This window comes from Streptomyces sp. NPDC051909 (assembly GCF_040681095.1).
Classification (GTDB): domain Bacteria; phylum Actinomycetota; class Actinomycetes; order Streptomycetales; family Streptomycetaceae; genus Streptomyces.
The window spans coordinates 31,735-48,882 of the sequence record NZ_JBFAYA010000008.1; the positions used below are offsets into that span (position 1 = coordinate 31,735).

The window sequence follows — 17,148 nt, forward strand, 5'->3', positions numbered from 1 at the left end:
CGCACATGACCGTCAACACCACCGCGAACCTGCTCACCGACAACCCCGCGCTGTACGAGGCCCGCTTCCCCGACCCCGAACGGCTCGCCGGGCGCTGGGCCGAAGACTGCCTGCGCCGGTACGGGGCGCCCGGGCACCGCGTGCTGGACATCGGCTGCGGCACCGGCCGCGACGCCGCATCCCTGCACCGTGCCGGCCGCACGGTCACCGGCGCCGACCTGTCCGACGCGATGCTCTCGTACGCCCGCGAACGGCACCCCGGCCCCGCGTACGTCCGGGCCGACCTGCACGGCTTCGACCTGGGGGAGCGGACCTTCGACGCGGTGGTGTGCCTGGACAGCGCTCTGCTGTACTGCCACACCAACGACGAACTCGACGGATTCCTCGCGTCCTGCCGACGCGCCCTGGGCCCCGGTGGACTGCTCGTGGCCGAAATGCGCAACGGCGCCTTCTTCCTCGGGCGTACGGAACTCCTGGACGCACCGTCGGTCAACGGCTTGACCTGGCGGGGCGTCACCTACCGGTCCACCACCACGCTGTACCTGGACCGGGCGGCCCAACTGCTGTGCCGCACCAGGGTGTGGACCTCCGACGACGGGGCGCCGCCGGTCGAGCAGCGATCCGCGTGGCGACTGCTCTTCCCCCAGGAGCTCCGGTACGTCCTCACCGCCCACGGCTTCGAGGTCCTCGCCCTGCACGACGGGCCGGGCCCCCGCACCGAGCCGCGCTGGCAGGAGGGCGACCTGCCCGCCACGACCGCCGACGGCGACCGGCTGCATGTCGTCGCCCGTCTCACCTCCCCACCCGGCCCCTGAGCCCCTCACGCGTCCCATCCGTTCGCACACCAGCAAGGAACACCCCATGAACGACTCTCCCGTGCACGACGCCACCGTGGACGGCCGCCGCTTCCCCGGCCTGCGCCGCCGCGGCTTCCTCGCCGCGGCCGGAGGGGTGGCCGGCCTCGGCGCCCTCACGCTCGCCGGCTGCGCCGGTTCCGGACCGGCCGCCGGCACCGCCAAGGACGGCGGCAAGGACGGAGACAAGCCCCGGCGCGGCGGACGCCTGCGCGCCGCCTTCGCCGGCGGCGGCGCGAGCGAGACGCTCGACCCGCACCTCGCCAACCTCTTCGCGGACGTGGCCCGGGCCAAGGCCCTCTTCGACAAGCTCGCCGACTACGGCCCCGACCTGTCCGCCCAGCCACGGCTCGCCGCGACCTGGGAACCCGACGCCGGCCTGGACCGCTGGAAGGTCACGCTGCGCGAGGCCCGCTTCCACAACGGCAAGCCGGTCACGGCGAAGGACGTCCTGTACAGCTACCGGCGCATCACCGACCCGAAGAAGGCGTTCCGCGCCAAGGCGTCCCTGGAACCCGTCGACCTCAGGGCGAGCCGCGCGCTGGACGAGCGGACCGTCGAGTTCGTCCTCAAGCGCCCCACCGCCGAGTTCCCCAACGTGCTCGCCGCGTTCGGTGCCTACATCGTGCCCGAGGGCGAGCAGGACTTCGACAAGAAGCCGGTCGGCAGCGGCCCGTTCCGCTTCGTCTCCTTCGCCCCCGGCACGTCCGCCGTCTTCAAGCGGAACGACGCCTACTGGGACGGCGCCCCGTATCTCGACGAGCTGGAGTTCGTCGTCGCCAACGAGGAGTCCGCGCGTACCAACGCCCTCCTCGGCGGCCAGGTCGAGTACGCCCACGAACTCACGCCCGCCACCGCCCGCGCACACGAGAGCCAGGGCCGCATCCAGATCGTCCGGCTCCCGGGCAGCGCCATGCAGGGCTTCGTCATGAAGACCGACCGCCCGCCGTTCGACGACAAGCGGGTACGGGAGGCGTTCTTCCTGATCGCCGACCGCAAGGAACTGGTCGACGGCGCCCTGTCCGGCGCGGGCGAGATCGGCAACGACCTGTTCGGCAAGGGCTACGAGTACTACGCGAGCAGCCTGCCGCAGCGCGAACAGGACCTCGACCGCGCCCGCGCACTGCTCAAGCAGGCCGGCGCCGAGAACCTGAGGGTCACCCTCGACACCTCACCCGTCGCCGCCGGATTCACCGAGGCCGCGTCGATCTTCCGCGACCAGGCGGCCAAGGCCGGAGTGACCGTCGACGTCAAGACCGGCAGCAAGGACAGCTACTGGAAGGACATCCTCGACTCCGGCACCTTCGCCTCCTACCGCTCCGGTCCCATGCCCATCGAGTCCCACATCTCCCAGCGGCTGCTCACCGGCTCCACCACCAACGCCACCCAGTGGCGGCACAAGGACTTCGACGCCCTGTACCAGCAGGCGCAGTCCACGAAGGACAAGCAGGAGCGCGCCGCCGTCTACGAGCGCATGCAGCGCCGACTCCACGCCGAAGGCGGCTTCCTGATCTGGGGCTTCGCCGACTGGATCATCGGCACCGCCCGTCACGTCCGGGGTGTCGAGGCGAAGGCGCCCGCCAACTCCCTCGACTGGGCCCGCTTCGACAAGGTCTGGCTCGCGTGACCGGACCACGATCCTGGCTCGCCCGGCGGCTGCTGCTCGGCGTGGCGCAGACGGCGGCCGTCGTGCTGCTCGTCTTCGGCCTGACCGAGGCGCTGCCGGGCGACGCCGCCGTGGCGCTCGCCGGCGACCAGCCCGACCCGGAACGGATCGCCGCCATCCGCGAGGCCATGGACCTGGACCGGCCCGCCCACGTCAGGCTCGCGGACTGGGCGGCCGGGCTGCTCCACGGCGACCTGGGCACCTCACTGGCGTCGGGGCGGCCCGTCGCCACGTACCTCGCGGACGGCTTCGGGCCGACCCTGCTGCTCGCGGCCCTGACGGTGGCGCTGCTCGTGCCGCTCGGCGTCGGTCTCGGCGTCCTGGCCGCCCGGCACGAGGGGCGGCTCGTGGACCGCCTCGTCAGCTCGGCGACGCTCGGCGTGTACGCCGTACCGGAGTTCGCGTTCGGCGTGCTGCTGGTCACGGTCTTCGCGCTGCGCCTGGGCTGGCTGCCGCCGACCGCCGTCGGCTACGGCACCGACCTCCTCGCCCACCCGGCGGCCCTGGTGCTTCCCGTCCTCGTCCTGCTGTCCCGTCCGGTCTGCTCGCTGTCCCGCCTGGTACGGGCCGGCCTGATCGACACGCTCGCCTCGCCGTACGTCGCGCACGCCCGCCGCTACGGAGTCCCGGGTACCCGCGTCACGTACGCCCACGCGCTGCCGGGCGCGGTCGCGCCCGCCGCCCAGCAGCTGGTGCGCACGATCGACTGGCTGGTGGGCGGAGTCGTCGTCGCGGAGGCGTTGTTCGTGATCCCCGGTCTCGGAACCGTGCTGATGAACGCCGTCGCGGAACGCGACGTGCCGGTGGTGCAGGGCCTGGCGGTGGTGTTCGGGGTCAGCACCGTCGTCCTCAATCTCGGCGCCGACCTGGTCGCCCGCCGTTTCGCTCCCCGGGCGGGGGCGGCGGCGTGAAATCGCGCTTCGCGCTCGGCGCGGTCATCGTGGGGGTGCCCCTCGCACTGGCCCTCCTCGGCCCGCTGTTCACGGGCGAGGCGGGGCCGCGTGCCGCCTCCTTCACGGCCGGCGGCGGCCACTGGCTCGGCACCGACTTCGTCGGCCGGGACGTGTGGCGGCAGGTCCTGCTCGGCGGACGGTCGGTGGTGCTCGTCGCGCTCGCCGCGACGGCGCTCGCCTGTCTGGTGGCGCTGCCGCTCGGCCTCGTCAGCGCGCTCACCCACCGGACGTGGCTGGAAGAGGTGCTGATGCGGCCGCTGGACGTGCTCCTCGCCGTGCCGTCGCTCCTGATGATCCTGCTCGTGGCCTCGGTCCTCACCCCGGGCGCGGTCGGTCTCGCACTGCTCGTCGCGTTCGTCAACATCCCCGACGCCGCCCGGATCGTCCGGGCCGCGGCCGCCGAGGCGGCGTCGCGCCCGGCGGTCGAGGCGCTGCGCATGCAGGGCGAGACATGGTGGCGCATGGGCGTCGGATACGTCGGCCGGTCGATCACCCGCACGCTCGCCGCCGACGCCGGCGTACGCCTGACCGGCGTGCTCTACCTGGTGGCGACCGCGGCCTTCCTCGGCGTCGGGGTCGCGCCGGACGCCTCCGACTGGGCCGTGATGGTGGACCGCAACCGCACGGGCCTGTTCGTGCAGCCCTGGGCCGTGGTGGTGCCGGCCCTGCTGATCGTCGCCCTGACCATGGGGACCAACCTGCTCTTCGACGCGACGCTGGCGACACAATCCGTACGGGAGAAGAGGAAGAAGAGGATGCGGACATGAGCGCGGTCGCCGAGATCAGGGATCTGCGCGTCGAGATCGGTGCCCGGGCGATCGTCGACGGAGTACACCTCCGGGTCCTCCCCGGCCAGGTCACCGCACTGGTCGGCGCGTCCGGCAGCGGCAAGACGACCACAGGGCTCGCGCTGCTCGGCGAGTACCCGGCGGGCGCACGGGTGTCCGGTTGCGTCCGCGTGCCGGACGGCCTCGTCGGATACGTGCCTCAGCACCCGGGCTCCGTCCTCAACCCCGCCCGCCGGGCGGGTGCGCTGCTGTGGGACATCGCCCGCGCCCAGGTGCGGACCCTGCCCCGGTCCGAGCGCCGGGCCGCCGCCCGGGAGCGCATCGTGCGCGCCCTGTCCCTGGCCCAGCTCTTGGAGGGCGAGGAGCTGCTGCGGCGCTACCCGCACCAGCTCTCGGGCGGCCAGCAGCAGCGCGTCGTCCTCGCCCAGGCCCTGCTGCTCGGCGCCAGGGTCGTGGTCGCGGACGAGCCGACCACCGGGCAGGACGCCCTGACGAAGCGGCGCATCGTCGACCAGTTGGCGGAGGTCGCCCGCCAGGGGATCGCGGTGGTGCTGCTCAGCCACGACCTGGACGTCGTACGGGCGCTCGCCGACGAGGTCCTGGTCATGCGCGGCGGTCACGTGGTGGAGTCGGGCCCCGCGGAGCGGCTCTGGACCGCACCGCGACACCCGTGGACCCACGAACTCCTCGCTGCGGAAACCCGATTCCCCGAACCCATGGGGGACGTGCAGGCCACGGCCGTGCTCCAGGTCCGCGACCTGACCGCCCGGCACGGCCGGACCGTGGTGCTCCGCACCGGCGCCCTCACCCTGGGCGCGGGCGAGTGCCTCGCCGTCGTCGGCCGCTCCGGCGGCGGCAAGACCACACTCGCCCGCTGCCTGGCCGGGCTCCACCGCGACCACGAGGGCGAGCTCCTGCTCGACGGGGTGCCACTGCCCCGCAGCCTGCGCGCCAGGAACCGCGGCCAACTGGCCGCGGTGCAGTACGTCTTCCAGGACGCGCGGGCCGCCTTCGACGAACACCGCCCGGTCCTCGACCAGGTGGCACGCACGGCCTTACGGCTGCGCGGCACCGCGCCGAACCAGGCCCGTACCGAGGCCCTGGACCTCCTCACCACCCTCGGCCTCACGGAGGAGCTGGTACGGCGCAGGCCGGGACGGCTGTCCGGCGGCGAACTCCAGCGCGCCGCGCTCGCACGCGCCCTGCTCGCCCGGCCGAGGGTGCTGATCTGCGACGAGATCACCTCCGCTCTCGACACGGTGACCCGACGCGCCCTCCTGGACCTGCTCGCCGCCGTTCGGCGTGATCGCCCGGACCTGGCCCTCGTCCTGATCACCCACGACCTCGACATCGCGGCCCTGGCCACGCGTATCGCCGTGGTGAACGCCGGAGAACTCGTCGAACAGGGACCGGCCCGTGAGGTGCTGACCACTCCAAGGCACCCGTTCACGGCTTCCCTCACGGCGACGTCGGTGCGTCTGGCGGCGGAAACGCGGACGTAGCCTCCCAAGGGCCTCGCCGGCCTGCGGCGCCCGGTCGGCGAGGCCCGGACGCCTCTCTGGAGGAGTCGGACCGTCGGGTGACTCGGTTCCCTCGGGGCGGGAACTCAGCCCGGCGGCCGGCTTCTGCGGGATCCACGCGCACGACCGGCGCCGCCACACCCACTCGGCGGCCGAGCGCGCTTCGCGCCCGCCGACCTCGATGGTGCCGCTCACCTGCCGGTGCAGCCCCGGGACCGCCCGCGGCAGCGTGGTCTTCCCGGACCCGTTCGTCCCGGTCAACGCGATCCGCTCACCGGCGACGATCTCCAGATCGACACCCACCACGGCTTCGTTGCGTCCATGCCGGCACGCGACTCCGCTTATGTGTATGTCCAGTCCGCCCACCCTCTGCCTTTCGCCAGATGCCGCGCCGCTGGTGAAGTGCGGCTGCCGAGCACTGCTCTCGAAAGGGGTGGCCGGCGGGGAGTCGTGATGCGAAGATCAGTCCGCAACGTGATCCACATCCGCCTCCGGAGCTCCGCATGGACGTCGCCTCACTGCTGCCGTTGACCACGGCCCGCTTGTCGCTGCGTCTGTTCACTCCCGGCGACGCCGACGACCTGTACGCCTACCAGAGCCTGCCAAGCGTGGCGCGCTACCTGTACCGGCCTGCGCACACGCGTGGGCGCAGCGAGCAGGTTGCCGCCGAGCGTGCGGCGCAGACGGCCTGGCGCGCCGACGGGGACAAGCTGACGCTCGCCGTCTGCCGACACGATGAGCCCGGCATCCTTGGCGAGGTGAGCCTCGCCCTGGCCGACGCCCATGCCGCCCAGGCGGAGATCGGCTGGACTCTCGACCCAGCTCACCAGGGGCGCGGCTACGCGACCGAGGCGGCCGCGGCGCTGGCCGGGTTCGCCTTCGGCACGCTGGGCGTGCACCGGCTCTACGCGCGGCTGGATGTGGAGAACACCGGGTCTGTGCGGGTCTGTGAGCGCCTTGGGATGCGCCGGGAGGCACACCTGGTCGAGAACGACCTCGACGGGGATCGCTGGGGCAGCGAGTACATCTACGCGGCGCTGCCCGCGGATCTCCGCCCGCGGTGCGCAGGCCATGCGTCCGACCTGCGGGCGGCAGGAACGGAACCCGGGACAGCACCTGGGCAACCCCCGGTCATCTTGGCCGCTACCGGCGAATCCCGGGCCGGCCAGACCGGCGATCCCCGTGACTCGTCGGGGTGACGGTGGTCACGAGGGATCTCGGGGGAGTGCTGCGTACGCTGGTGGGGTCGTCGCGGTGAGGCGGGGAGAGTAGGCGAAGCTCCTGAACACCGCCTGGCGACGCGTCAGGAAAGTCGGCAGGCGGTCAGCGTGAGTCCTGAAGGACCTGGGGAACGCTGCCCGGACACGCGACTCGCTGTAGGGTGAGGAAACAGCCCTTGACCTGCAAAAACGCAGGCAGGGAGCCGAGATTCAGGAGTACCTCCATGATGCGCACCATGTTCAAGTCCAAGATCCACCGCGCCACCGTGACGCAGGCCGATCTCCACTACGTCGGTTCCGTGACCGTCGACGCCGAGCTGATGGAGGCCGCCGACCTGCTGCCCGGTGAGCTCGTCCACATCGTCGACATCGACAACGGGGCCCGCCTGGAGACGTACGTCATCGAGGGCGAGCGCGGTTCCGGAGTGATCGGGATCAACGGCGCGGCCGCGCATCTGGTGCACCCGGGGGACCTGGTCATCCTCATCAGCTACGCGCAGGTCAGCGACGCCGAGGCGCGCGCGCTCGTGCCGCGCGTCGTGCACGTGGACGCCGAGAACCGCATCGTGGAGCTCGGGGGCGACGCGTCGGCGCCCGTGCCCGGGACAGACACGGTGCGCCCGCCGCACGCCGTACCCGCGCAGGTCTGACCACGGCCGAGGAGGCCCGCAGCATGGCAGAGCTCGACCTGACCATCCGCGACGACCGGGAGAAGGGCCGCCTGGAGGCGTTCGACGACGGCGACTACGCCGGAGTCGTCGTCTACTTCGTCCTCGATGAGGAGCCGCACGCCCTCGTCGCCGTGCACACGGTCGTCGAGGCCACGCACGAGGGGAAGGGCGTCGCCGGGCGGCTCGTGAAGGAGTTCTACCGGATCGCCGCCGCCGCGGGCGTCCCCGTCGTGCCGCTCTGCCCGTACGCCGCGAAGTGGGCCGAACGGCACCCCGAGGAGGCCCCGGTGCCGGCGGCGGAGGTCGTCCGCGCCGCCAGACGACAGCTGAAGGCCACCCCGGAACTCTGGTGACCCGGCCGGGTCCCGGCCGCGCCGCCACCCGAACGAATGGGTCCGGCGCGCCGGGGCAGACGGACAAGGGGACGCTGGGAGTCGGGACCACCCCTTCCCTCGGGCTCTGGCGCCCCGCGTCCCCACCCCGCCCGCACCGCAGACCGGGAGTCCGTGATGACCCAGCCCCCGATCCCCGACCCGCTGCCCTCGCCCGGCCCCGTGCCGCCCGGCCCGCCGTCACCCGTGCCCCCGCCGGTCCCGCCGCCCGTGCCGCCGCCCAACCCCGTGCCCGTACCGGAACCCGAACCGCAGCCACAGCCCGGCCCCGCCGGGTTGTGACCCGACCCTGTCAGCTGACTCTGTGACCTGACCGCAGGGATGTGACGGAAGGGACGGGGGATCGGCCCGAAGCCCTTGTCACGCACGGTTGCCAGCCCCTACCGTGGGCGACTGCCGATGCGTTCGAGGGGGGCCCATGCCAGCCGTACGCGGGAATCGCGAGAATCGCGGAAAACACCGTCGGTACCAGCCGAGCCGGATCAACCGTGCCTCGCTGACCGTCACCGCGGGCGGTGCCGGAATCGCCCTGCCGCTGGTCGGCGCGGGTACCGCGCAGGCCGCCTCGCTCGACGTCTGGGACAAGCTCGCCTCCTGCGAATCCTCCTCCAACTGGCAGATCAACACCGGCAACGGTTACTTCGGCGGGCTCCAGTTCAGCCAGTCCACCTGGGAGCGGTACGGCGGGACGCACTACGCGCCCCGCGCCGACCTGGCCTCCAAGGACCAGCAGATCGAGATCGCCGAGCGCGTCCTCAAGGGCCAGGGCCCCGGTGCCTGGCCGGCCTGTGCGCCGCGCGCCGGGCTCGAACGTGGAGACGCGGCCCCCGACGTCACCACCCAGACCGAGCGCACCCGGCCGCTGACGGACGCCCCGCAGGCCCGGAAGGCCGCGTTACCCGCCCAGCGGACCGCCGCCCCGGCGAGCCCCACCACCGTGCCGACGGTTCGCGAGATGTACACCGTCGCGCCCGGCGACTCGCTCTCGAAGATCGCCCGCGACGAGCATGTACGGGGCGGCTGGCCCCGGCTCTACGCGGCGAACCGTACGGTCGTCGGCGACGACCCCGATCTGATCCTTCCCGGCCAGCGGCTCACCCTCCGGATCAGCGCCCCCGCCGCGCCGCAGAAGCCCAAGCCCAAGTCGGAAACCAAGCCCAAGCCGGAGACCAAGCCGGCCACCCCGAAGCCGCCGACCGCGAAGACCCCGGTCAAGCCGCCCACCCCGGCCCCTCCCGCGACCAAGGCCCCGGCCCGTCCCGCGCCCCGGCCGACCGCAGCCAAGCCCGCGCCGAGGCCGGTCACCAAGCCCGTGACCAAGCCTGTGACCAAGCCGGCCGCCGCCAAGCCCGCTCCCGAGCGCGCCCGCTTCGCCACCCCGGTCGCCGACACCGACATCGGCACCCGCTACCGCAAGGCCGGTTCCTCCTGGTCCAGCGGCTATCACACGGGCGTCGACTTCCCCGTCCCCACCGGCACCTCCGTACGGGCCGTGTCCGACGGCACGATCGTCTCGGCCGGCTGGGGCGGCGCGTACGGCTACCAGGTCGTCATCCGGCACCGGGACGGGCGCTACAGCCAGTACGCGCACCTTTCGGCGCTCTCCGTCCGCGAGGGACAGCGGGTCGGCGCGGGGCAGCGGATCGCGCGGTCAGGATCGACCGGCAACAGTTCGGGACCGCACCTCCACTTCGAGATGCGCACGGGTCCCGGGTACGGGTCCGACATCGACCCCCTGGCCTATCTGCGGGCCCGCGGCGTCGACATCTGACGCGCCGCCCCGGGCGGACGACACCGCCGATGACACCGCCGGGGAGTCCTCGGGCCGGGCCAGCCGGTCCACGGTGAGCTGCACCAGGCCGCCCGCCGCCACCGCGCCGCAGATCAGCGCGGCGACGGTGCCGGCCGCCCCGTACCGGAAGGACTCGCCGAACAGGGTGAGTCCCACGGCCGCCGCGATCACCGGATTGACCACCGTGAGCGTGGCCAGCGGCGCGGCGAGCCCCGCGCCCCGGTAGGAGGCCTGGGAGAGCAGCAGACCGGTGATCGCGAGCGCCGAGAGGATCAGCAGGCTGGTCCACTCGGCGAGCGGCGCGTCCGGCGTCCACTCCTCGGCCACCGCCTTCGTGAACACCGAGGCGATGCCGAAGGACGCCCCGGCCGCCGTCGCCAGGATCACGCTGCGCAGCGCCGATCGGCCCACCAGGTGCGCGAGCACGAAGAGCAGCGCCACCGCGCCGAAGGTGACCACCGCGAGGAGCTGCCGGTCGGTGTCGGACAGCGGGTGCGAACCGGGGCCGCCGGTGAGGCTGAGCAGCCCGGCCAGGCCCGCGGTCGCCATCAGCGCGCCCCGCCAGGCGGTGCGCCCGACCCGGCGGCCCACGAAGAGCGCCGCCATCGGCAGCGCGAAGACGATGGTGAGCGCGCCGAGCGGCTGGACCAGGCTCAGCGGGCCGTACGCGAGCGCCGCCACGTGCAGCGCGGCGCCGAGGCCGTTGAGCAGGACGGCGCCCCACCAGGCGGGGCGGCGCAGCGGCGCGTACCGCGGGCCGTCGGCCGCGGCCGCGACCCGCTCCTGCACGATCGCCGCGGCCGCGTAGGCGACCGCGGAGACCAGGGCGAGGAGCACGGACAGCGTGAGGGAGCTCATACCTCCACGATCTCTCTTCCGGGCGTCCGCGTCGTCGTACCTGGGAACGCGATCTCGCATACCGCGGACGGAGTACGAGGACACCCCGTACACCCCTGGATGTACGCCCGCGCAGGTCAGGGCCGGTACCGGCGAACCCCTCAGGGGCGCGTCCGGCATCCCGCGCGCCCCGCCCCGCGCCCCCGGCGGCCCGCATTCCGAGCCACCGCGGCCCCCGCCGGGGCCACATTGGCCCGCACCGGGCGCCCGCCCGTACCGTGTGCGGCGTGGATCTCGACCAGAGCGCCCGGATCGGCGGCTTCTTCACCCTGCGCACCAGCCCGCCGCCGGCCCCGCGCACCCCGCCGGCACCACCCCGGGCTCCCGCCGCCGTCCCCCTCGCGCTCCTGTACGCGGGCGGGGCCGACGCCGCGCTGACCGCCCGGGTCGACCGGGTCGCCGCCGGCCTTCGTGCCCCCGAGCGCCGCGTCGCCGCCTCCGCCGCCCACCTCGGTCTCGCCGCCCGCCTCTGGTCCCTCGTGCTCGGCCCCGCCGCGCTCTCCGGCCGCTTCCCCGACCTCACGCCCGAGACCCTGCACTGGGACGGCACGCTCGGCGCCCCCGACGAGCTGTGGTGGTCGGGCACCGGCAGCCGGCCCGCCACCGTCGAAGCGCTGCGGTCCGCCGTCCAGGAGGCGCACCTGGTCCCGCTGCACGCCGCCTTCGCCCGCGACGGACGGATCTCCCCGCGGCTGCTGTGGGGCAACGCGGGCTCCGCGCTGGCCGGCGCCCTGCGCGAACTGCTGCGCTGGGCCCGGGCCCACGACCGGCCCGAGGCCGCCGACCGGGCCGTCGACCTCGCCCGCGGCCTGTTCGCCCACCCCGACCTGGAGCGCACCGTCCGCGGCCCCGCGCTGCGCCGCACCACCTGCTGCCTCTACTACCGCTGCCCGTCCGGAGGCCTGTGCGGCGACTGTGTGTTCGACCACCCGCCCGGTAAGGGTTTGGAGCGACGGCCCCCGGCTCCGTAAAGTTGCCTTTTCGGGAGTACGGGAGTACTTGCAGGCGCGAGCGATCGAGGAACGACGAAGGCCATGACGGTGACCGAAGAGACCCAGGACCTCGGGGAGGCCCAGGAGTACGGGCCGGGCATCGACCCGGAGCGTCTGGCCGTCTGCCTCAGCGTGCTCGACGAGCTCGACCGGATCGACGTCGACCACCCGGACGCCATCGCCGTCCGCCGCGCCACCGCGGGCATCTACCGGACCGTGAAGCAGCGCCGCCGCCAGGAGCGCCGGGCCGCGAAGACCGCCCACGACAAGGCGGTCACCGAGGCGACCGCGACCGGCTCCGCGCAGCGCATCGACGACGAGACCGAGGGCATCCTGCCCTCGTCGGTCACTGAGGCCGGCAAGATCGCGGGCATACTCCAGCGTCCGCGCTCCTGCTACACCTGCAAGAGCCGCTACGTCGAGGTCGACTACTTCTACCACCAGCTCTGTCCGGACTGCGCCGCGCTGAACCGGGCCAAGCGGGAGGCCCGCGCCGACCTCACCGGCAAGCGCGCGCTGCTCACCGGCGGCCGCGCCAAGATCGGCATGTACATCGCGCTGCGCCTGCTCCGCGACGGCGCGCACACCACCATCACCACCCGCTTCCCCAAGGACGCCATCCGCCGCTTCAAGGCGATGGAGGACTCCGCGGACTGGATGCACCGCCTGGAGGTCGTCGGCATCGACCTGCGCGACCCGGCCCAGGCCGTGGCCCTCGCCGACCAGGTGGCCGCCGCCGGCCCGCTGGACATGCTGGTGAACAACGCGACGCAGACCGTGCGCCGGCTGCCCTCCGCGTACGCCGCCCTGGTCGACGGCGAGACCGCGCCGCTCCCCGCCGGCGAGCTGCCGGCCCACCATGTCATCGGCGCCTTCAACTCCGGCGCCGTCGACGGTCTGGCCGCGCTGCCGCTGGGCACCAGCGGTATCGAGGCGCAGCAGGTCGCCGACCTGGCCCTGGTGGCCGGCAACGCAAGCATCGAGCGGCACCACGCCGGCACCGCGATCGACGCCGGCGGCCTGGTCCCCGACGTCGTCGACACCAACACCTGGGTGCAGACCATCGACCAGATCTCCCCGGTGGAGCTCCTGGAGACCCAGCTCTGCAACTACACCGCGCCCTTCATCCTCATCAGCAAGCTGCGCCCGGCGATGGCCGAGGCCGCCGCGCGGGCGAAGAGCGGGCGCGCGTACATCGTGAACGTCTCTGCCATGGAGGGCGTCTTCAGCCGTGGCTACAAGGGCGCCGGGCACCCGAACACCAACGCCGCCAAGGCCGCGATCAACATGGTGACGCGGACCAGCGCGCAGGAGATGTTCCAGGCCGACGGCATCCTCATGACCTCCGTCGACACCGGCTGGATCACCGACGAGCGCCCGCACTTCGACAAGCTGCGGCTCGCCGAGGAGGGCTTCCACGCCCCGCTCGACCTGGTCGACGGCGCGGCCCGGGTCTACGACCCGATCGTGCGTGGCGAGGACGGCGAGGACCTGTACGGCGTGTTCATGAAGGACTACCTGCCCGGCAAGTGGTGACCGGCAAGGGGAGGCCGGCACCCGCCTCGCGGCCCCTTCCGGTTGATCGATGATCGAGCGTTCGCACCCCCGTTGACCTCGGTAAACGGGGCCGAACGAGCCACTTTCACTCGATCGCGTCACACTTTCACGCCCCATAGAGCGCGAGCGTGCTCAGATGGTTAGTCTGATGTCCACGGTCGGCCACCGGGGGTTTCACCGAACCCCCACGGCCGGCCAGGGGACAGGCCTGACACCTAGGCCGCGGTCCCGCCCCGATACGGCGCCACCGCGACCGACCGGCCCAGACCCATTGACTCGCGACACAGAGGAGTGCGCGGTGACACCGGAATTGACCCAGCAGGAGCAGAGCCCGTCCGAACCCGAGGAGCGGCCGCGCCGCTCCGGAGAGCTCGGAAGCCTCGAAGTGTGGGCCCGCTCGGCCCCGATCCGACTGGCCGGCTACGAGGACGACCTCGCCGAGCCGCACATCCTGCCCGGCATCGACTGACCGAGTACCGCGTCCTGACCGACGCGTCCCCCCCGTGCCCCCGGCCCCGCCCCACGCGGAGCCGGGGCACGGGCGTGCCGAGCCCGGGTCAGCTCCGCCCGCGTCCGGCGGGCTCCGGCAGCCGGACCGGCGGCAGGTACTCGCGCACCAGCGTGCGGTGCCACCAGGCCCCGGTCTCCCGCAGCTCCTGCCAGGTGGTGAAGCGGTAGCGGTAGAGCCGGGCCCGCACGAAGACCGGCGGGGCGTCCGGGAACGGGTTGTGCCGGAGCAGCCGCAGGGTGTCCCGGTCCCCGGTGAGCAGCCGCTCCACGAACGGCCCGAACCAGTCCCGGGCGTAGCCGGGGGAGAGCGCCGCGAACCACATCAGCCAGTCGAGGCGCAGATGGTACGGGGCGAACTGGCGCGGCATCCGGCCCGGGTCGCCGGGCTTGCCCTTGAACCCGTACTCCCGCCACTCGGTCCCCGCGTGCGGCCGCCCGGGCTCCGCGGTGCCCTCGACCACGATCTCGTCGCGCACCCGGCCGACCGTGCCGAAGGCGCCGTACGTGTTCACCAGGTGCAGGGGGTCGAAGGACCGGTTCATCGCCTGCCGCTTGGAGAGCAGGTTGAGGACCGGGCGGCGGCTCAGGTAGAGGATTCCTGCGGTGGCGGCGCACACCACGACCACGTACCAGAGCGGCGCCTCGGGCTGCGGGTGGTCGTCGCCCACGAGGAGCGAGCCGTCCACGGCGGACAGCGCGAGCACGATGGTGATCCAGTTCAGCCAGGCGAAGTTGCCGGAGAGCACCAGCCACAGCTGGGTGACGATCATCAGGCCGGCGGCGATGGTGGCGACCGGCTGCGGGGTGAAGAGCAGGACGGGGACGCCGAGCTGGACGACATGGTTGGCGGCGCACTCGACCTTGTGCAGCGGACCGGGGAGGTGGTGGAAGAACCAACTGAGGGGTCCGGGCATCGGCTGGGTCTCGTGGTGGTGGTAGAGGCAGGTGAGGTCGCGCCAGCAGCGGTCGCCGCGGATCTTGATGAGCCCGGCGCCGAACTCGACCCGGAAGAGCAGCCAGCGCAGCAGGAGGAGTACGAGGATCGGCGGCCCGGTGTCGTCGTTGCCGAGCAGCACGGCGAGCACGCTGGTCTCCAGGAGCAGGGACTCCCAGCCGAAGGAGTACCAGGTCTGCCCGACGTTCACGATCGACAGGTAGAGGGCCCAGGCGAGCAGCCACAGCAGCATCGACACGGGCAGCGGAACCGCGTCGCCGGCCCCGGCCACCAGGGCGAGGGCGAGTGCGGCACCGGTCCAGGCGACGGCGGCGAAGAGGCGGTCCGAGTAGCGCCACTGGAAGAGGCTGGGCGCCCGCCGCGCCGGCACGGCCCGGACGAACTCGGGCACCGGCAGCATGCCGCGGGCGCCGATCAGCGCCCGGAACTGCAGGGCCGCCGACAGGAAGGCGACGAGATAGAGGCCGGCGAGGCCTCGCTGGAAGACGATCCGGCTCAGCCAGTAGTCGGGGGCGGTGAACCAGTCCATCGCGCCGGGCGCGAGCGGTCAGCTCTTCCGCTCGTCCTCGTCCGCCATCCGCTCACCCTCCGCCTGGGACGGCGTGGTGCGGGTGACCTGCGGGTGGACATGCGCCTTCTGCTGTTCGTCCATGTCCTCGTCGAGGCGCTCGCCCTCGGCCTGCGAGGGGCTGGTGTACTCGTCGTACTGGCTCATGGCCGCCTCCTCGGAGAGGTGCACCGGTGAGTACGGAACGAGCGTAACTCTCATCGGCCGGCGGCGAGAGCCGTGAGGGCGCGGCCGAGCCGGCGGGCGTAGGCGTGCTGCAGGGCCCGGACGACGGGCCCGCCGAGCCGGGTGTACCAGACGGCGGCCCGGCTGAAGGCGGTGACCGTGAACCACACGTCGCCGTTGTCGTGCAGGTCGACCACGAAGGACTCCTCGCCGCACTCCGGGTGCCCGGCGCGGGTGCCGTAGGCGAAGCCGGTCTCCCGCTCCGTGTACGTCGTCCAGATCACCCGGCAGGGCGCCGTGAAGCGGACCGGGCCGAGACCGAGCGAGACCTCCAGGGTGACGCCCGGCGCGGCCCGGTCGGCCGCGCTGTCCACCCGGGCGCCGGTCGCGCGGTGCATCGCCCAGGTGGTGACGGCGGCGCCGGCCGCCTCGTACGCGGCCCGGCCGTGGCCGATCCGGACGGTGTGGTGCAGGTGGTGGTAGCCGGCGGGCAGCGGGCCGGTGCGGGTGGCGCCGACCTCGGGGTAGTTGAGGGCCGTGGCCGGGCCGGTCGCGAGGACGTCCGAGAGACTGCGGATGAGGCGGCTCATGCCGGGAGCTCCGTTCGGTGGGTGGGGAGGGCGAGGGGGGTACGGGCGGCGCCGGCGGTACGGGCCGGGGCGAGCCGGCGCCAGGCCAGCAGCGAGCAGAGGGCGAAGCCGAGGGCGTTGCCGAGGCCGTGCGTGGCGGCCATCCAGGTCAGGTTCGGGTGCGGCAGCCCGGTGGCCTCGCCGAGCGCCCAGCTCAGGGCGAGCAGCATGGTGGCGACCAGGACGGCGGCCGAGGTGCCGAGCAGCAGCCTTGTGGCCGGGTCGGGGGCGTCCGCGCGCAGCTCGCGCCAGGTGGCGAGGGCGACGGCCCACATTCCGGCGGTGAGGACGAGGGCCCCGGCGAGCTCGGCCCAGTCGTCGACGAAGTAGCCGAGGAGGACCAAGAGGGTGCCGAGCGGGACGCTGAGCGCCGCGAACCGGGTGCCCCGGCTCTCGGCCGTACGGCAGACGAGGCCCGCGACCAGGGCGGCGGCGAAGCCCGCGAAGTGGAAGTGCGGCACGGTGAGGGCCAGGATGCCGAGTTCGAAGCCGAACAGCTCGTACCCGGCGCGCTCGGCGACCAGGGCGAGCCCCGCGACGGCCGGGGTGGCCAGTGCGGTGAGCGCCGCGATCTCGGCGGGGGCCAGGGTCCTGGTCAGGGCTAGGCCGTGTCTTCCGGATCTTGCCGGGCTCCCGACGCCCGGCGCCGCGCCTCGCCGCGTTGTCGTCGGTCGCCGATGCTCCGCATCGTCTCCCTCCTCCGCCTTGCGATCCACGGCGCCGAACGCCGCTCGCTGATCCGGCCTGATCCGAAAGACACGACCTAGCCGGACCGGCGCGTGCAGGGCGAGGGCGAGGGTGGCCAGGGCGTAGACCGAGGCGAGCGCGACGGCGAGCGGTGAGCGCGGCAGCCACAGGGCGACGGCGCCGGGCAGTGCGAGCAGCGGCCAGACGCGGCGGAGCAGCCGGAGGGTGGCCGGTTGCGGTCCGTCGAGCAGCCGGAGCCCGACGGGCACGACGACCAGCATCCCCAGCATCACGATCAGTCCGACGAGCACGGACATGGCACCGCCACCCCC

17 protein-coding genes and 2 pseudogenes are annotated in these 17,148 nt (G+C 73.4%); 13 read left to right on the forward strand and 6 right to left on the reverse strand.

Translation table 11 applies throughout. From position 1 onward, the window contains the following. The first annotated feature begins 5 nt into the window (after positions 1 to 5). The 5 genes from AB0M18_RS14755 to AB0M18_RS14775 are packed head-to-tail and all read left to right on the forward strand — an operon-like array spanning position 6 to position 5,763. Complete coding sequence (locus AB0M18_RS14755) at positions 6 to 815, forward strand: class I SAM-dependent methyltransferase (RefSeq protein ID WP_365757705.1); 810 nt, start codon at positions 6 to 8, stop codon at positions 813 to 815. 46 nt (positions 816 to 861) lie between these two features. Then, on the forward strand, positions 862 to 2,481 hold the full coding sequence (locus tag AB0M18_RS14760) for an ABC transporter substrate-binding protein (protein ID WP_365757707.1): 1,620 nt from the start codon (positions 862 to 864) through the stop codon (positions 2,479 to 2,481). Beyond that, on the forward strand, positions 2,478 to 3,431 hold the full coding sequence (locus AB0M18_RS14765) for an ABC transporter permease (protein WP_365757709.1): 954 nt from the start codon (positions 2,478 to 2,480) through the stop codon (positions 3,429 to 3,431). Before AB0M18_RS14760 ends, AB0M18_RS14765 begins: the two co-directional genes overlap by 4 nt. Beyond that, positions 3,428 to 4,240, forward strand: coding sequence for an ABC transporter permease subunit (locus tag AB0M18_RS14770; protein WP_365757711.1), 813 nt, complete (start codon positions 3,428 to 3,430; stop codon positions 4,238 to 4,240). Before AB0M18_RS14765 ends, AB0M18_RS14770 begins: the two co-directional genes overlap by 4 nt. Further along, entirely contained in the window at positions 4,237 to 5,763 is a 1,527-nt protein-coding gene (locus AB0M18_RS14775) for an ATP-binding cassette domain-containing protein (RefSeq protein ID WP_365757713.1), read from the forward strand. The genes AB0M18_RS14770 and AB0M18_RS14775 overlap by 4 nt, the downstream gene beginning before the upstream one ends. A 97-nt stretch (positions 5,764 to 5,860) precedes the next feature. Here AB0M18_RS14775 and AB0M18_RS14780 read toward each other — a convergent pair. Beyond that, positions 5,861 to 6,147 (reverse strand): annotated as a pseudogene (locus AB0M18_RS14780) (ABC transporter ATP-binding protein); the annotation flags it as partial. 137 nt (positions 6,148 to 6,284) lie between these two features. On the opposite strand from AB0M18_RS14780, the pseudogene AB0M18_RS14785 reads away from it, so the two are divergent. The 5 genes and pseudogenes from AB0M18_RS14785 to AB0M18_RS14805 all read left to right on the forward strand — a co-directional run. Beyond that, a pseudogene (locus AB0M18_RS14785) lies at positions 6,285 to 6,815 on the forward strand (GNAT family N-acetyltransferase); the annotation flags it as partial. A 410-nt stretch (positions 6,816 to 7,225) separates the two neighbouring features. After that, positions 7,226 to 7,651, forward strand: a complete 426-nt coding sequence (panD, locus tag AB0M18_RS14790; RefSeq protein WP_365757715.1) for an aspartate 1-decarboxylase — start codon at positions 7,226 to 7,228, stop codon at positions 7,649 to 7,651. Between the two features lie 23 nt (positions 7,652 to 7,674). Beyond that, positions 7,675 to 8,025, forward strand: a complete 351-nt coding sequence (locus AB0M18_RS14795) for a GNAT family N-acetyltransferase (protein WP_365757717.1) — start codon at positions 7,675 to 7,677, stop codon at positions 8,023 to 8,025. 156 nt (positions 8,026 to 8,181) lie between these two features. Beyond that, the gene (locus AB0M18_RS14800; protein WP_265867640.1) at positions 8,182 to 8,346 is read left to right on the forward strand and encodes a hypothetical protein; all 165 of its coding nucleotides are present in this window, start codon (positions 8,182 to 8,184) and stop codon (positions 8,344 to 8,346) included. A 136-nt stretch (positions 8,347 to 8,482) separates the two neighbouring features. Beyond that, a complete protein-coding gene (locus AB0M18_RS14805) occupies positions 8,483 to 9,835 on the forward strand; it encodes a transglycosylase family protein (protein WP_365757720.1) in 1,353 nt (450 codons plus the stop codon). On the opposite strand, the gene AB0M18_RS14810 is transcribed toward AB0M18_RS14805, so the two are convergent. Continuing rightward, positions 9,716 to 10,714 carry a DMT family transporter gene (locus tag AB0M18_RS14810; RefSeq protein WP_365757722.1) on the reverse strand — a complete coding sequence of 333 codons (999 nt, stop codon included), beginning with the start codon at positions 10,712 to 10,714 and terminating at the stop codon, positions 9,716 to 9,718. The genes AB0M18_RS14805 and AB0M18_RS14810 overlap by 120 nt on opposite strands. Positions 10,715 to 10,980: 266 nt before the next feature. On the opposite strand from AB0M18_RS14810, the gene AB0M18_RS14815 reads away from it, so the two are divergent. The 3 genes from AB0M18_RS14815 (at position 10,981) to AB0M18_RS14825 (ending at position 13,771) form a co-directional block, all read left to right on the forward strand. Then, entirely contained in the window at positions 10,981 to 11,724 is a 744-nt protein-coding gene (locus AB0M18_RS14815) for an IucA/IucC family C-terminal-domain containing protein (RefSeq protein WP_365757724.1), read from the forward strand. A gap of 63 nt (positions 11,725 to 11,787) precedes the next feature. Further along, positions 11,788 to 13,281, forward strand: a complete 1,494-nt coding sequence (locus AB0M18_RS14820; RefSeq protein WP_365757726.1) for an SDR family NAD(P)-dependent oxidoreductase — start codon at positions 11,788 to 11,790, stop codon at positions 13,279 to 13,281. 319 nt (positions 13,282 to 13,600) lie between these two features. After that, positions 13,601 to 13,771, forward strand: a complete 171-nt coding sequence (locus AB0M18_RS14825; protein WP_365757728.1) for a hypothetical protein — start codon at positions 13,601 to 13,603, stop codon at positions 13,769 to 13,771. An 88-nt stretch (positions 13,772 to 13,859) separates the two neighbouring features. Here AB0M18_RS14825 and AB0M18_RS14830 read toward each other — a convergent pair whose 3' ends face one another. From AB0M18_RS14830 to AB0M18_RS14845, 4 genes are read right to left on the reverse strand one after another with little or no spacing between them, the layout of a single operon-like run. After that, complete coding sequence (locus tag AB0M18_RS14830; protein WP_365757730.1) at positions 13,860 to 15,296, reverse strand: lipase maturation factor family protein; 1,437 nt, start codon at positions 15,294 to 15,296, stop codon at positions 13,860 to 13,862. 18 nt (positions 15,297 to 15,314) lie between these two features. Beyond that, a complete protein-coding gene (locus tag AB0M18_RS14835) occupies positions 15,315 to 15,482 on the reverse strand; it encodes a hypothetical protein (RefSeq protein ID WP_365757732.1) in 168 nt (55 codons plus the stop codon). A gap of 50 nt (positions 15,483 to 15,532) precedes the next feature. Beyond that, positions 15,533 to 16,090 (reverse strand): DUF1990 domain-containing protein, encoded by a 558-nt coding sequence (locus AB0M18_RS14840; RefSeq protein WP_365757734.1) that lies wholly within the window; start codon positions 16,088 to 16,090, stop codon positions 15,533 to 15,535. Next, on the reverse strand, positions 16,087 to 17,133 hold the full coding sequence (locus tag AB0M18_RS14845; protein WP_365757736.1) for a YndJ family protein: 1,047 nt from the start codon (positions 17,131 to 17,133) through the stop codon (positions 16,087 to 16,089). Before AB0M18_RS14845 ends, AB0M18_RS14840 begins: the two co-directional genes overlap by 4 nt. Positions 17,134 to 17,148 lie beyond the last annotated feature (15 nt).

Coding starts and splice junctions, on each gene's coding strand:
- AB0M18_RS14795 (WP_365757717.1), top strand. CDS start 7,675: ATGGCAGAGCTCGACCTGACCATCCGCGACGACCGGGAGAAGGGCCGC.
- AB0M18_RS14835 (WP_365757732.1), bottom strand. CDS start 15,482: ATGAGCCAGTACGACGAGTACACCAGCCCCTCGCAGGCCGAGGGCGAG.
- AB0M18_RS14840 (WP_365757734.1), bottom strand. CDS start 16,090: ATGAGCCGCCTCATCCGCAGTCTCTCGGACGTCCTCGCGACCGGCCCG.
- AB0M18_RS14760 (WP_365757707.1), top strand. CDS start 862: ATGAACGACTCTCCCGTGCACGACGCCACCGTGGACGGCCGCCGCTTC.
- AB0M18_RS14775 (WP_365757713.1), top strand. CDS start 4,237: ATGAGCGCGGTCGCCGAGATCAGGGATCTGCGCGTCGAGATCGGTGCC.
- panD (WP_365757715.1), top strand. CDS start 7,226: ATGATGCGCACCATGTTCAAGTCCAAGATCCACCGCGCCACCGTGACG.
- AB0M18_RS14845 (WP_365757736.1), bottom strand. CDS start 17,133: ATGTCCGTGCTCGTCGGACTGATCGTGATGCTGGGGATGCTGGTCGTC.
- AB0M18_RS14810 (WP_365757722.1), bottom strand. CDS start 10,714: ATGAGCTCCCTCACGCTGTCCGTGCTCCTCGCCCTGGTCTCCGCGGTC.
- AB0M18_RS14800 (WP_265867640.1), top strand. CDS start 8,182: ATGACCCAGCCCCCGATCCCCGACCCGCTGCCCTCGCCCGGCCCCGTG.
- AB0M18_RS14755 (WP_365757705.1), top strand. CDS start 6: ATGACCGTCAACACCACCGCGAACCTGCTCACCGACAACCCCGCGCTG.
- AB0M18_RS14830 (WP_365757730.1), bottom strand. CDS start 15,296: ATGGACTGGTTCACCGCCCCCGACTACTGGCTGAGCCGGATCGTCTTC.
- AB0M18_RS14805 (WP_365757720.1), top strand. CDS start 8,483: ATGCCAGCCGTACGCGGGAATCGCGAGAATCGCGGAAAACACCGTCGG.
- AB0M18_RS14820 (WP_365757726.1), top strand. CDS start 11,788: ATGACGGTGACCGAAGAGACCCAGGACCTCGGGGAGGCCCAGGAGTAC.